Below are 13,524 nucleotides of genomic sequence, written 5' to 3' on the forward strand. Positions count from 1 at the left end.
GCGGCACACGCATGGCAATGGAGGCAGGCATGGGAACCGCACGAATGGGCTCCACGGGTATTTCTCGTGGAGCGAGGTGGGTGTTCCCCGTTCTGGGGCTCCTGCTCGCGGGATGCCAGACCAAGGACTTCGTGCCCGCTTCCTCGGGCTCGAAGGTTCCGGCGGCGACGACGGCGCAACAGCCTGCCCAGGCAGCCAACCAGACATTCGGAGCCGGCGCGGTTCGCGTCGGCTTCCTTGCGATCAAGCGCCAGAACCAGAGCCTGCGCCAGGCCGACAGCGATTATCGCAGCGGTGCGGCCTTTGCGGTGAACCGGCTGGGCGGCGATGCCGTGCAGCTGATCGTCCGCGAGGTGCCCGAAGCGCCTGCCGCCATCAGCGACGGTGCAGCCGCGCTCGGCCGGCAGGGTGTTTCCTTCATGCTGACGACGGCGCGGGGACCCGAGGTCGATACGGTGAAGGCCGGTCTGGGTGGCCGGCCCGTGCCCATCCTCTCCTTCCAGCCGAACGGCACCGCCGTCCCGGAAAGCGCCCATTCCTTCCTCTCCAGCCAGACGGACGGTCTGGTCGAGGGTGCCTCCTTCGCCATGGCCGAGGGCTCTTCCCAGGCCATCGTGCTCTATGCCTCGCCGGCAGAAAAGCCTGCCGCAGAGCGGGTTTCGGCGGAGCTGCGTTCCTTCGGCGCGGGCGTTGCGCCTCCTGTGGATGTCAGCGGCGGTTCGGTCTCCGGCCGGTCCATCGAGGCCTGGAACAAGGTCGACATGGTCGTGATCATGCCGGGGGTAAAGGCTCCGGGCGATGTCATCCGCCGGACGGACGAGCAGAAGCCGCCGCGCCCTGGACGGCGCATCGTGCTGGCGGATGGCATGCCGCAGGCCGACATGAGCCATCCCAAGCTGACCGGCAGCATTGCCTGCCGGTTCGGGCAGGAGGTGCAGGCGCGGATCGGCAAGTCCTATCTGGCGAATTCCGGCATGCCGGCCTCCACGGATGTCGGCTACGGCTTCGATGCCATGGCCATGGCCATCGGCCTCGTCAACCGATGGGGAGAACAGGCCTTCAGCCCCGAGGCGATGATGGCGCCGGAAGGCTTTTCCGGCTCGCTCGGCGTGTTCCGGCTGGAAAAGGCGGGCCATGTGCGCCGCACCTGCGACATCTTCAAGATCGCCAACGGCTCCTACATGTTCTTCCAGCGGGCGCCCAGCACGCTCTGAGGCGCCTGCCTTCCGGGCCTGGCCCCTCAGCGCTCCCGGAAGGAGCGGTCGAGCGAGGGAATGAGCGGCCCGAGCAGATAATCGAGCGCCGAACGCTCATGGGTGGTGATGACGACGCTGGCCGGCATGCCGGGATAAAGCTCGATCTGCGGAACATCCGCCAGCTCCTTCTCGTCCACGTCGATCAGCGCCGTGTAATAGGGCATCTGGGTACGCTCGTCGGTGAAGCGGTCGGCGGAAATCTGGCGCACGCTGCCATGGATCAGCGGCAGGGTCTTCTGCTTGTAGGAGGTGAAGTGCACCTCGGCCTTCATGCCCGGGCGGATTTCCGAGATGTCCTCGACGCGGATCTTCGCCTCGACATCGAGCGGACTGTCATCGGGAACGATATCCATCATTTTCTCGCCGGGGCGGATGACGCCGCCGACGCTGAACACCGAAAGGCCGACGACGGTGCCGGAATAGGGGCTCTTGATGTGGGTGTTGTCGAGCGCCTTCTGGGCGGCATCCAGCCGGGGGGTGACGTCGTTGAGCTTCATGCGCGTGTCGCGCAGCTGCTGGGCGACATCCTCGAGGTAGTCCGTCTCGATCTGCTTGATCTGGGCCTCGACCTCCGTCTTCGTCTGGAGCAGCACCTGCTCGTTGGTCTTCAGGGCGTCGAGCTCCGCGGCGGTCTGGGTCGAGGCCCTTTCGAGCTCGCTCAGGCGGCTTCGCGTGGCGAGCTTTCGTTCCACCAGTCCGGCCACGGATTTCTTCTCCTCGTCCAGCGAAACGAGCTTGCTCTCCAGCGCGAGCTTCTGGGCGGCTACGCCCGAAATCTGGCTTTCATACTGAAGGCGCCGCTGCACGAGCACGGATTTCCGGTTTTCGAGCGCCATGCGGCGCGAGCGGAACTCCGCCGCCTGCTCGATGAGGGCAGCGGAGATCGCATCGTTGCGCTTGCCGGCGAGGTTCGACGGGAAGGAGATGGTGCCGCGGCCTTCCGCTTCCGCCGTGAGACGCGCCAGAACGGCGGAAAGCTGGGCCTCCTGCTGCTGCAGGATCGAGAGCTGCGTGCGTACGGGGACATCGTCGAGGATGATCAGCGTATCGCCCTCCCGCACATGGCTGCCTTCGCGCACCAGAAGGTCCTTGACGGTGCCGCCGTCGAGATTCTGGATGCTCTTGCGGTTGCCTTCGACCTTCACCACGCCGTCGCCGATGACGGCTGCATTGAGCGGGGCAAGGGCGGCCCAGCCGCCGAGCACCCCGAAGAAGAGAATGATGACCGCCCAGCCGAAACGGGCCGTCTGGCGGAAATCGTCCGGCGGGCGATGGCTGATCCACTGGCGGCCGCTGGTGCCATCGGAAACGGTCAGCGCGGTGCTCATGCCTGGCCTCCCTGACCGGCCGCGGCGGGCGGCTTCACGTTGATGACCTTGACGGGCTGCGCGGGCTTCTGCGGCGTCGTGGGCGCGGCGAACCGGTTCATGATGGACTGGCGGTCGCCGAAGGCCTCGACCTGCCCGTCCTTGAGCAGCAGCAGCTTGTCGACTGAGGCGATGGTGCCGCTGCGGTGGGAAATGATAATCACGGTCGTGCCATTGGCCCGCAGGTTATGGATGGCATGGCCGAGCGCCTGGTCTCCCACGGCATCCAGATTGGAACTGGGTTCATCGAGCAGCACGAATTTCGGCATGCCGTAGACGGCACGGGCAAGTCCGATGCGCTGACGGTAGCCGCCGGAAAGAAGCGTGCCACCGGGCCCGATGATCGTGTCGTAGCCCTGCGGCAGCTGGAGGATGAGCTCGTGCACGCCGGCAAGCTTCGCCGCTTCGATCACGAGGTGGTCGTCGACCCGCTCGAAGCGGCATATGTTGGCCGCAACGCTCTCGGGAAAAAGCTCCACCTCCTGCGGGAGGTAACCGAGATAGCGCCCCAGATGGGTCTTCGGCCACTGGGTGATGTTCGCGCCGTCGAGCCGCACGGTTCCGGCTGTGGGAGGCAGGATGCCCATGAGGATGCGGGCCAGCGTGCTTTTCCCCGCGCTCGAGGGGCCGATGATGCCGAGAACCTCGCCGGCCTCCAGGGTAAAGCCGACCTTCTGGAGGATCGGCCTGTTGCTGTTCGGCGCAACGAAGGCGACGTTGTCGACGATCAGCCTGCCATGGGGGATGGCAGGGTGAGCGCCGGCTTTTCCGCCGGCACGCTCTCCAGCAGCTGGGTCAGGCGGGCCAGCGCATCGCGCGCATTGACGAAGTTCCGCCAGTTGCCGACGAGCTGCTCCACGGGCTGGAGCGCGCGGCCCAGCAGCATGTTGCTGGCGAACATGATGCCGCCCGCTGCCAGCCGCTCGATGACTAGATAGGCCCCGACGGCCAGCACCATCGACTGCATCGACATGCGCAGATACTTGATCGCTCCGCTGAGCACGCCGCCGCGGTCGCTCGCCACCACCTGGGCATGGAGCATGCGGTCGCGGTCCTCGGACCAGCGGGTGAGAAGCCCTTCGGCCATGCCCATGGCGCGCACGGAATCGGAATTGCGCATGCTGACATCGGTGAAGGCGTAGTTGCGGTTCGCCGCGTCGCCCGACTGGCTGAGGCTGCGCTTCAGCACCACCTCGTTGAGGCCCGCGAGCAGCACCAGTGCTGCCATGCCGCAGAGGGCGAAGATGCCCACCGCCGAATGCAGCAGGAAGAGCACGATGAGATAGATGGGGATCCACGGCACGTCGAAGAGCGCCTGCACACCCGCACCCGTGGCAAAGAAGCGGACCGTATCGAGATCCCGCATGGGCTGGCTGCGAAGCTCCGGCCGCTCCAGCGCGGCCATCATGACGCGCCGGGAAAGGAGGGCATCGATGCGAAGTCCGGCGCGGTTCAGAATGCGGCTCCGCACGCCGTCGAGCAGGACCAGTGCGGCATAAGACACCAGAAGGATGAGGCTGAGCATGGTCAGCGTCACCAGGCTGCCGCTGGACATCACCCGGTCGTAAACCTGCAGCATGTAGAGCGGCCCCGCCAGATAAAGCAGGTTGATCGCCAGACTGAACGCCGCCGCGACCGAGTAATATCCCCGGAGGTTGGAAAGGACAGACCGTATTTCCGCATTGTTGAACATGAAACGCAGGTACCAACCCAAAACCGGCGGCGATCACGGCGCAGAGTGTCTGGCGGGGATCTTCCGGATAAAGCCATTGCGAGCGACATCGTTATTTACGATTAAACATCGTATATAAACGAAGATGTCTAATAAAACACTCGCAGGCGTCGGTCAAAGTCAGCGGAAGACTTTTATGGACCTGTGATCAGGAGAAAGAGGGCGGTGCGTGCCTCGGCGCGTGGAGGACGAGGGCCCGTCGTCAGGCGGAAACCGCGACCGCGCCTCCTCAGGAGACGGCAACCAGCTCGTGCTGCTGGTCGGCCTCATGGGCCACGGCTGCAACGCGATAGGTGACGGTTACCGATACTTCATGCCCGACGATCCGGGCGTGTTCATGCGCCCAACGGGTGGCAGAGCGACCGGTGCGCTGCTGTCCGCAACTGCACTTCGCCGATGCCGTTTCCAGAGACTGGTTCGTACTCACGTCACTCATTCCCGCTTGCCTTGGTCGCCAGTGCCATGAGGGCCATAGTTGCATGTATCGATGAGCAAAGGTTTACTGTCGAAAGCGCAAAACAATGCAACAACCTTTTTTGGTTGCTTTTCACTTAAGCAGGAAATCGCCGAAGTGGAGCGGATCTAAACGAGAAACCTTCGTTTATATCCTGCGTTCTACTGGTGCTGTTCCTGCCGGGTTCGTTTCACGACTATCCGGCCGCATGGGCGGCGGTGGGGCCGCCGGGTGAGGCCGGCGGTGCCTCCGGCTTCCTTTTCTGCTTCAGGCGATGCCCGACCTCGACGATCGCCCGGATCGCAGGGAGGAACTCGGCGCCATGTTCCGTCAGGACGTACTCGACCGATGGCGGGGATGTGGGCATGACGTTGCGGGCAATGACGCCCCTGTCCTCCAGCTCCCGCAGGCGCTGGGTCAGCACCTTGGCGGATACGAGAGGGATGTCCGAGCGCAATTCGGAAAAGCGGCGCGGACCTTCGGACAGATACCAGATGATGTTCGGCGTCCAGGCGCCGCCCAGCACCGCCATGCATTCCGAAAGCGGGCAGAGAGGCGTCGGCGTTCTGTTCTTGCGGCGCTTGAGGGGCATCGGCGGCTCCTTTCGGTGGTTACCGCAGGGATACCTCATTCTGAAGCTTACTTCAAGTTTCCACGTTACTTAAGGTGACCATGCGGCTAGCGTGCCTCTGCAAACCACAACAGAGGAGCTCACCATGAAGCTTTACTACAAGCCCGGCGCCTGCTCGCTGGCCTCCCACATCATCCTCAACGAGGTCGGCGAGCGCTTCGCCCTCGAATCCGTCGATACCGCCAGCCGGCGCACGGCCTCGGGCGCGGATTATTTGCGCATCAATCCGAAGGGAAAGGTTCCCGCGCTGGAACTGGAGGGCGAGGTGCTCACCGAGGGCCCGGCCATCCTTCAGTTCATCGCCGACCGGAAAGGCCGAAGGGACCTGGCGCCGGAACCGGGCGGCATGGCGCGTGCCCGCCTCCTGGAAGTCCTCAACTTCACCGGTACGGAACTGCATGTGGCCTTCGGACCGCTCTTCAATCCCGCGTCGGACGAGGCGAGCAAGGCGGCGGCGCGCAAGGCGGTATCGGCGAAGCTGGACTGGCTGGAAAGCCGTCTGGGCGACGGGCGTTCCTATCTGACGGGCAGCGATTTCACGGTTGCCGATGCCTATGCCTTCGTCGTCGCCAACTGGGCCAATTTCACCGGAATCGACCTTTCCGCCTGGCCGAAACTCTCCGGCTTCATGCAGCGCGTTGCGGAACGTCCGAGCGTGCAGGCCTCGCTTCGCGCCGAGGGACTGGCATGAGCGCCGGCAACACCCAGGCCTTCGGGGCCGTGATCGAGGTGGTGCAGACCTATTTCGACGGGCTCCACCATTCCGATACGCGGCGCCTGCGCCGGGTTTTCCATCCCATGGCGCAGTATGTCTGCGTCACGGACGGAAGCCTGCTCCATCGCGACATGGAAACCTACTTCGATGTGGTGGACCATCGTCCATCCCCGGCATCCCGCGGGGAGGCACGGCGCGACGAGATCGTCTCGATCGAGTTTGCCGGTCCCGTGACCGCCAGGGTCAATCTCCGGTGCAGCATCGGCAGCCGGGATTTCATCGACTTCCTGACGCTGATCTTCATCGATGACCGCTGGCAGGTGATTTCGAAGGTCTTTCACTACACCGAAACGGAGGCGTGACATGCCCTATGTCAACATCAAGATCACGCGCGAGGGGGTAACTCCCGAAGCAAAGGCAGACCTCGTTGCCGGCGTGACCGACCTGCTGGTCAGGGTGCTGAACAAGAACCCCGCCACCACTTTCGTCGTCATCGACGAGGTGGAACCGGAGGACTGGGGCATCGGCGGGTTGCCGGTGCTCGAATACCGGGCCTCCTTGCGAAGAAGGTGGCGGACGGCGGGTAATCTGCCGTCCTTTTCCCGCCCTCAGGCCGGCGCGTGACCCGCGCCGGTCTTTTTGCGTGACGGCACCGGTGCCGCGCCGGGTACCGGCCGCGTTGAATGCTGCATTGCAGCATATATAATATTACTTTTGCCCTTTACAGCGAGCCGTGAATGATGAATGAATTGTGTCGGCCGCCATTGGAGGTGGTGGCCGCTCAATGGGAGGAAATCATGAACAGGATCTTCAAACTTGCGCTTTGCGCAGGTGTGGCAACACTCGTCTCTACGGCAGCCATGGCCGCCGGCATGACCGTCGGATTCTCGCAGATCGGCTCCGAATCCGGCTGGCGCGCGGCGGAAACCTCGGTCACCAAGCAGGAGGCCGAAAAGCGCGGCATCACCCTGAAATTCGCCGACGCGCAGCAGAAGCAGGAAAACCAGATCAAGGCCATCCGCGGCTTCATCGCGCAGGGCGTCGATGCAATCCTCGTCGCGCCCGTCGTCGCGACCGGCTGGGAGGAAGTGCTCGGCGAAGCCAAGGAAGCGGAAATCCCCGTGGTGCTGCTCGACCGCGGCGTCGAGGCCCCGCAGGATCTCTACCTCACCTCGGTTGCATCCGATCAGGTCAAGGAAGGCCGCGTTGCCGGCGAATGGCTGGTCAAGACCGTGGGCGACAAGCCCTGCAAGGTGGTCGAGCTTCAGGGCACGGTCGGCTCCACGCCGGCGATCAACCGCAAGAAGGGCTTCGAGGAGGCCATTTCCGGCCATTCGAACATCACCATCGCCCGCAGCCAGACGGGGGATTTCACCCGCGCCAAGGGCAAGGAAGTGATGGAAGGTTTCCTGAAGGCCGAAAACGGCGGCAAGGACATCTGCGCCATGTATGCCCATAACGACGACATGGCCGTGGGCGGCATCCAGGCGATCAAGGATGCCGGCCTGAAGCCGGGCAAGGACATTCTCGTCGTCTCCATCGATGCCGTGCCGGATATCTTCGCGGCTATGGCGGCCGGCGAGGCCAATGCAACGGTGGAACTGACGCCGAACATGGCCGGCCCTGCCTTCGATGCGCTGGAAGCCTTCAAGAAGGACGGCAAGCAGCCGGAGAAGTTCATCATCACGGAATCCAAGCTCTACACGCCTGCCGACAATCCGCAGGGCGAGTATGAAGCCCGCAAGGGCCTCGGCTACTGATGTCCTCCCGGGAAAGCCCCTGCCGGTTCGCCGGCGGGGGCTTTTTGAAGCTTCTAACCTGTAACCATTCCGGCTAGGATCGACCGGCTTTGGCGTGGGGGGACGACAGGCGAATGACGAACGATCAGCGCGCGGTGCTCCAGGCCACCGGCATCACCAAGACCTTCGGCAGCCATGCCGCCCTGAAGAATGTCGACATCGCCTTTCAGGCCGGCGAGGTCCATGCTCTTCTCGGCGAGAACGGCGCCGGCAAATCCACACTCATCAAGATACTCACCGGCGCCTATTCCCTCGACCAGGGAACGATCAGGCTCGATGGCGAGGAGGTCTCCTTCGCGACGCCGCTGCAGGCGCAGGCGCTCGGCATCGGCACGGTTTACCAGGAGGTGAACCTGCTGCCGAACATGACGGTGATGGACAATCTCTATATCGGCCGCCAGCCGCGCCGTTTCGGTCTCGTGGACCGCAAGCGCATGGAGCGCGAGGCGAGGGCGGTTCTTTCCGGCTACGGCCTCGATATCGATGTGCGGGCGGATCTCTCGACCTTTTCCGTCGCCGTGCAGCAGATCGTCGCCATCGCCCGCGCCGTCGCGCTGTCGGGCAAGGTGCTGATCCTCGACGAGCCGACGGCGAGTCTCGATGCGGCCGAGGTCGAGAAGCTCTTCGACATCGTGCGACGGCTGAAGGCGCGCGGTCTTGCCATCGTCTTCATCACCCATTTCCTCGATCAGGTCTTTGCCCTCAGCGACCGGGTCACCGTGCTTCGCAACGGCCAGTTGATCGGCACGCGGGCGATATCCGACATCAACCGGACCGAGGTGGTCAAGATGATGCTCGGCAAGGATCTCGCGCTCCACCACGGGGAGATCCTCGCCGAGGAATCGGAAGTGGGCGAGACGCTTGTCTCTCTCCGCGACTATGGCCTCAAGGGCCGCGTGGAACCGATCAATCTCGACATCCACCGGGGCGAGGTCATCGGCGTTGCCGGGCTGCTCGGCTCCGGCCGGACGGAAATGGCCCGCCTGCTGTTCGGCATCGATACCGCCGACAGCGGACGGATCGCCGTCGACGGGCGCGATGCGACGATCCGCTCTCCTCGGGATGCCGTCGCGCTCGGCTTCGGCTTCTGCCCCGAGGACCGCAAGCTCGACGGCATCTTCGGCGATCTCTCCGTCCGCGAAAACATCGTCATGGCCATGCAGGCCCGGCTCGGCTGGTTCCGCGCGCTGACGCGGGACGAGCAGATGGAAATCGCCGGAAACTACATAGAAGCACTCGACATTCGCACCGCCTCCGCCGAGCTGCCGGTCAAGCTCCTCTCCGGCGGCAACCAGCAGAAGGTGATCCTGGCGCGCTGGCTTGCCACCGATCCGCGCTTCCTCATTCTCGACGAGCCGACCCGTGGCATCGATGTCGGGGCGCATGCGGAAATCGTCCGCGTCATCAGCCGGCTCAGGGAGGACGGGCTGGCGCTCGTCGTCATCTCCTCCGAGCTCGACGAGGTGGTGAGCTATTCGTCCCGCGTCGTCGTCATGCGCGACCGGGCCATCGCTGCCGAACTGCATGGCGCCGACATCAACGTGGCCCGCATCGTCGAGACCATCGCCAGCCATCATGCCGAGGCAGAACAATGAGAGCCCAGAGCCTTTCCCATCTCTTCAGCCACCAGGTCATCGCGCTGGCGGGTGTTCTCCTCATCAACTGGATGGTGTTTCCCGGCTTCTTCGACGTGACGTGGAAGGACGGACGCCTCTTCGGGAGCCTGATCGACGTGATCAACCGCGGCGCGCCGGTGGCGATCCTTGCCATCGGCATGACGCCGATCATCGCGACCCGGGGCGTGGATCTTTCCGTGGGTGCCGTCATGGCGGTGGCGGGCGCAGTTGCCGCCACCTTCACCGTGGCGGGCCATCCGCTGGTCGTCACGCTCGCCGCCGCCCTTGCCGTCGCCATTGCCTGCGGCCTGTGGAACGGCCTGCTGATCGCCTTCCTCGGCATCCAGCCCTTCGTCGCGACGCTGGTGCTGATGGTGGCGGGGCGGGGTCTCGCGCAGCTCATCACCGAAGGGTCCATCGTCACCTTCTCCGATCCCGCACTCATCTTCATCGGCACGGGCTCGCTGCTCGGCTTGCCGATGCCCGCGGTGATCGCCCTTCTTCTGATGCTCGGCGCGCATCTCTTCGTGCGGCGGACGGCCATGGGCCTCTTCATCGAGGCGATCGGAACGAACCGCTCTGCCGCGACCTACACGGGTCTGAGAAGCCGGTCGCTGATCCTCGCCATCTATGCCTTCGGCGGCTTCTGCGCGGGCGTCGCCGGCATCATCGCGGCGGCCGACATTCGCGGGGCCGATGCCAACAATGCCGGCCTGTGGCTGGAACTGGACGCCATCCTCGCGGTGGTCATCGGCGGCACCTCGCTGCTCGGCGGGCGCTTCTCCATTCCGCTGTCTGTTCTCGGCGCCATCATCATCCAGGCGATGAACACCGGCATCCTCGTCTCCGGCTTTCCCCCGGAATTCAACCTGATCGTCAAGGCCGGCGTGATCATGATCATCCTCATCCTGCAATCGGCCCGGCTCGGCGAAATCGTGGCCGCGATCCGCACCAAGAATCCCCTCGGGAGGAAGACGCCATGAATGCGCGCTACCGGCCGCTGATGGCCACAACGCTGATCTTCATCGTCGCCTACGCGCTCTGCGTCAGCCAGTATCCCGGCATGTGGTCGACGCGCGTGCTCGGCAATTTCCTCACCGACAATGCCTTTCTCGGCGTCGCCGCCGTCGGCGCGACCTTCGTCATCATCTCGGGCGGCATCGACCTTTCCGTCGGGGCGGTCATCGGGCTCACCGGCGTGGTCACCGCCATCCTCATCACCCGCCTCGGCCTGCACCCCCTCGTGGTCTTTCCGCTCGTGCTTGCGCTCGCGGCCCTGTTCGGTGCCGTGATGGGCGCCGTCATCCACTTCCTCCGGGTGCCGCCCTTCATCGTGACGCTTGCCGGCATGTTTCTCGCCCGCGGCCTTGCCTCGGTGCTGACGCAGGACAGCATCCCGATCGACCACGAGTTCTACCGCACGGTGTCCTCGCTCTACATCAAGCTTCCAGGCGGCGGGCGGCTGAGCGCCATCGGGCTGACGATGCTGGCCGTCTTCGCCATCTTCGGGCTCGTCGCGCACAAGACCCGCTTCGGCTCCTATGTCTATGCCATCGGCGGCAATCCGGTTTCCGCGGCGCTGATGGGCGTGCCGACCGGCCGGACGACGGTTGCCATCTACGCGCTGTCGTCCTTTCTGGGCGGTCTTTCGGGCATCATCTATTCGCTCTACACCTCGGCCGGCTACCCGCTGGCGGCGGTCGGCATCGAACTTGACTCGATTGCCGCCGTGGTGATAGGCGGAACGCTGCTGACGGGGGGCTACGGGTTCATTTTCGGCACGCTGATCGGTGTGATGCTGCAGGGTCTGGTCCAGACTTTCATCGTTTTCGACGGCACTCTTTCGAGCTGGTGGACGAAAATCGCGATCGGGTTCCTGCTCTTCATGTTCATTCTTCTGCAGAACCTGGTTTTCAATCGGCAAAACGGGCCTGCGCACCTGAGGAAAGGCCCTGCATGAGCGAACCGGGGAGCCTCCTTCGCTCCCTTGCCGGGCGAACAACGGCACGGAATTTCCATTCCTACGTGATCAACGAGATCGGCGCCGGCGTCATCAATGGCCGCTTCCCCGTGGGGAGCACCCTGCCGAACGATGCGGCACTCATGGCCGAATTCGACGTCTCCCGCACGGTGCTGCGCGAAGCCCTGAAGACGCTGGAGGCCAAGGGTCTGCTCGAGGCACGGCCGAAGGTCGGCACCAAGGTCGCCAAGCGCACGCGCTGGAACCTCTACGATCCGCAGGTGCTGGCCTGGCATTTCGGACAGCCGCTGGAACGCGAGTTTCTGGCGGGCCTGAGGGAAATGCGACGGGTGGTCGAACCCGCCGCTGCTGCCCGTGCCGCCCAGCGCCGGACGGCCGATCATCTCCGCCTCATGCAATACTGGGTGCGGCAGATGGAAACCTCCGCCTCCGAAATCCAGAACTTCGCGCTGGCGGATTTCGAGCTGCACCGCATCATAGCGGATGCATCGCAAAACCCCTTCATGCGCAGCTTCATCGGCGTCATCGAACTCTCGCATGCCTTCGCCTACAGGCCGCTGGTGGAGGACGCCGGTCCGCACGATCTGGAGGAGATCATCGCCGCTCACCGCACGCTGGTCTCCGCAGTCGAAAGGGGCGAGCCCGAAGCCGCCCACTCCGCCATGCTCGCAACCATCGCCATAGACGAGGAGAAGGCGGGCGTCTGAGACGCGCGCCGGGGCTCACGCCTCTGCCGCGCGACGGCGCTTCGCGAAGCGGTCTATGCCCCAGGCAAGCATAACCAGCACGCCTGCGGCCGCAAAGGTCACCCTCATCCCGCGGGCAATGGCGGCCGGTGCCGCATGGGCGAGATCATCCGTGCCGGTGCCCAGGCTGAACATGAGCCCCATGCAGGACGCACCGCCGATCAGGCCGAGGTTGCGGGAGAAGCTGAGCAGACCGGAAACGGTGCCGCGGCTGGCAGGGGGAACATCGGCAAGCGCCGTGGTGTTGTTGGCGGCCTGAAAGAGCTGATATCCGGGCGTGAGCACGGCGATCGCCAGCAGGTAGCCCGCCGCGCCGATGGCGTTCGGCAGCACCGACAGCATGAAGGCGCCCGCCGCGAGGAGGCCGAGGCCCGCCGCCAGCACGCGCCTGGCGCCGAACGCATCCACCAGCCGGCCCGACGGCACGCCGCTCGCGATGGAAATCGCCGGTCCCACCGCCATCATCAGGCCGGTCCGGGTCTCGTCGAGGCCCAGCCCCAGCGCGAGATAGAAGGGCGCGACCACCAGCGTCGTCATCATGACCGCGGCAACCAGTAGGTTGACGGCCAGGGCGGGCAGCAGGCTCGCATCCAGCACGGCACGCAGGCTCAGGGAGGTACGCCGCTCCTCGGCACCGTCCTTCGGCAGCGTGGTCAGGGTCAGGATCAGGGCGGCGGATGCGAGCGGCACCTGGATCCAGAAGATGCTCTGCCATCCCCACGCCGGTATCATGAGGCCGCCGAGCGCCGGGCCGAGCGCGGTGCCCAGGGCGGAAATGGTGCCGAGCAGGCCCATCGCTTTTCCGATCTCTTCCGGTCTTGCGAGCTTCCGCATCAGCGCCATCGACAGGGCCATCAGGAACGCGGCGCCGAGGCCCTGCGCAAAACGGGCGGCGGTCAGCCAGACGAGGTCCGGCGCCAGCGCCGCCAGTGCCGCCGCGGCCGCGAAAAGCGCGGCTCCGCCCGCGATGCCCGCCCGCAGGCCGTATCGGTCGCCGATCCTGCCCGCCAGAACGACGGCAACCGTCAGCGCGGCGAGATAGGAAACGACAACGGCGCGCACCTCGGAGAAGGGGGCGTCGAAGGCGGCCGCAAGCGACGGCAGGGCAACATTTGCAATGCTCGTGCCGAGCGAGGCGAGCAGCATGGAAAGCGCGAGACTCGCGCTTGCCGCGCGTCGCCGCAGGGGAGGGACAGTCGTGGTTGCGGATTTCATGGGGAGACCTCT

15 protein-coding genes are annotated in these 13,524 nt (G+C 64.9%); 9 read left to right on the forward strand and 6 right to left on the reverse strand.

Annotation, left to right across the window (positions count from 1 at the left end; genetic code table 11):
• Positions 1-29: 29 nt before the first annotated feature.
• Entirely contained in the window at positions 30-1,214 is a 1,185-nt protein-coding gene (locus GGR23_RS18630; RefSeq protein WP_246365844.1) for a type 1 periplasmic-binding domain-containing protein, read from the forward strand.
• Between the two features lie 26 nt (positions 1,215-1,240).
• Here GGR23_RS18630 and GGR23_RS18635 read toward each other — a convergent pair whose 3' ends face one another.
• The 5 genes from GGR23_RS18635 to GGR23_RS18650 all read right to left on the reverse strand — a co-directional run bounded on the left by GGR23_RS18635 (position 1,241) and on the right by GGR23_RS18650 (position 5,401).
• Positions 1,241-2,584: an HlyD family type I secretion periplasmic adaptor subunit gene (locus tag GGR23_RS18635; protein ID WP_183367829.1), complete on the reverse strand. Its 1,344-nt coding sequence runs from the start codon at positions 2,582-2,584 to the stop codon at positions 1,241-1,243.
• Positions 2,581-3,462, reverse strand: coding sequence for an ATP-binding cassette domain-containing protein (locus GGR23_RS23290; protein WP_246365875.1), 882 nt, complete (start codon positions 3,460-3,462; stop codon positions 2,581-2,583). The genes GGR23_RS18635 and GGR23_RS23290 overlap by 4 nt, the downstream gene beginning before the upstream one ends.
• Positions 3,351-4,316 (reverse strand): ABC transporter transmembrane domain-containing protein, encoded by a 966-nt coding sequence (locus GGR23_RS23295; RefSeq protein ID WP_246365846.1) that lies wholly within the window; start codon positions 4,314-4,316, stop codon positions 3,351-3,353. Before GGR23_RS23295 ends, GGR23_RS23290 begins: the two co-directional genes overlap by 112 nt.
• Before the next feature lie 268 nt (positions 4,317-4,584).
• Complete coding sequence (locus tag GGR23_RS18645; protein WP_183367830.1) at positions 4,585-4,791, reverse strand: hypothetical protein; 207 nt, start codon at positions 4,789-4,791, stop codon at positions 4,585-4,587.
• A 214-nt stretch (positions 4,792-5,005) separates the two neighbouring features.
• Positions 5,006-5,401, reverse strand: coding sequence for a winged helix-turn-helix transcriptional regulator (locus GGR23_RS18650; RefSeq protein WP_183367831.1), 396 nt, complete (start codon positions 5,399-5,401; stop codon positions 5,006-5,008).
• A 124-nt stretch (positions 5,402-5,525) separates the two neighbouring features.
• Between GGR23_RS18650 and gstA the strand changes: the two genes are divergently transcribed.
• The 8 genes from gstA (at position 5,526) to GGR23_RS18690 (ending at position 12,258) form a co-directional block, all read left to right on the forward strand.
• On the forward strand, positions 5,526-6,131 hold the full coding sequence (gstA, locus tag GGR23_RS18655) for a glutathione transferase GstA (protein ID WP_183367832.1): 606 nt from the start codon (positions 5,526-5,528) through the stop codon (positions 6,129-6,131).
• The gene (locus GGR23_RS18660; protein ID WP_183367833.1) at positions 6,128-6,517 is read left to right on the forward strand and encodes a nuclear transport factor 2 family protein; all 390 of its coding nucleotides are present in this window, start codon (positions 6,128-6,130) and stop codon (positions 6,515-6,517) included. The genes gstA and GGR23_RS18660 overlap by 4 nt, the downstream gene beginning before the upstream one ends.
• A 1-nt stretch (position 6,518) precedes the next feature.
• A complete protein-coding gene (locus tag GGR23_RS18665; protein ID WP_183367834.1) occupies positions 6,519-6,779 on the forward strand; it encodes a tautomerase family protein in 261 nt (86 codons plus the stop codon).
• Between the two features lie 173 nt (positions 6,780-6,952).
• Positions 6,953-7,915 (forward strand): galactofuranose ABC transporter, galactofuranose-binding protein YtfQ, encoded by a 963-nt coding sequence (gene ytfQ / locus GGR23_RS18670; RefSeq protein ID WP_183367835.1) that lies wholly within the window; start codon positions 6,953-6,955, stop codon positions 7,913-7,915.
• A gap of 113 nt (positions 7,916-8,028) precedes the next feature.
• Positions 8,029-9,549, forward strand: coding sequence for a sugar ABC transporter ATP-binding protein (locus tag GGR23_RS18675; RefSeq protein WP_183367836.1), 1,521 nt, complete (start codon positions 8,029-8,031; stop codon positions 9,547-9,549).
• A complete protein-coding gene (locus GGR23_RS18680) occupies positions 9,546-10,553 on the forward strand; it encodes an ABC transporter permease (RefSeq protein ID WP_183367837.1) in 1,008 nt (335 codons plus the stop codon). Before GGR23_RS18675 ends, GGR23_RS18680 begins: the two co-directional genes overlap by 4 nt.
• Positions 10,550-11,530: a galactofuranose ABC transporter, permease protein YjfF gene (gene yjfF / locus GGR23_RS18685; RefSeq protein WP_183367838.1), complete on the forward strand. Its 981-nt coding sequence runs from the start codon at positions 10,550-10,552 to the stop codon at positions 11,528-11,530. Before GGR23_RS18680 ends, yjfF begins: the two co-directional genes overlap by 4 nt.
• Entirely contained in the window at positions 11,527-12,258 is a 732-nt protein-coding gene (locus tag GGR23_RS18690; RefSeq protein WP_183367839.1) for a FadR/GntR family transcriptional regulator, read from the forward strand. The genes yjfF and GGR23_RS18690 overlap by 4 nt, the downstream gene beginning before the upstream one ends.
• A gap of 15 nt (positions 12,259-12,273) precedes the next feature.
• Here GGR23_RS18690 and GGR23_RS18695 read toward each other — a convergent pair whose 3' ends face one another.
• Complete coding sequence (locus tag GGR23_RS18695) at positions 12,274-13,512, reverse strand: MFS transporter (protein ID WP_183367840.1); 1,239 nt, start codon at positions 13,510-13,512, stop codon at positions 12,274-12,276.
• Positions 13,513-13,524 lie beyond the last annotated feature (12 nt).

This window comes from Gellertiella hungarica, assembly GCF_014197145.1.
GTDB classification, from domain to species: domain Bacteria; phylum Pseudomonadota; class Alphaproteobacteria; order Rhizobiales; family Rhizobiaceae; genus Gellertiella; species Gellertiella hungarica.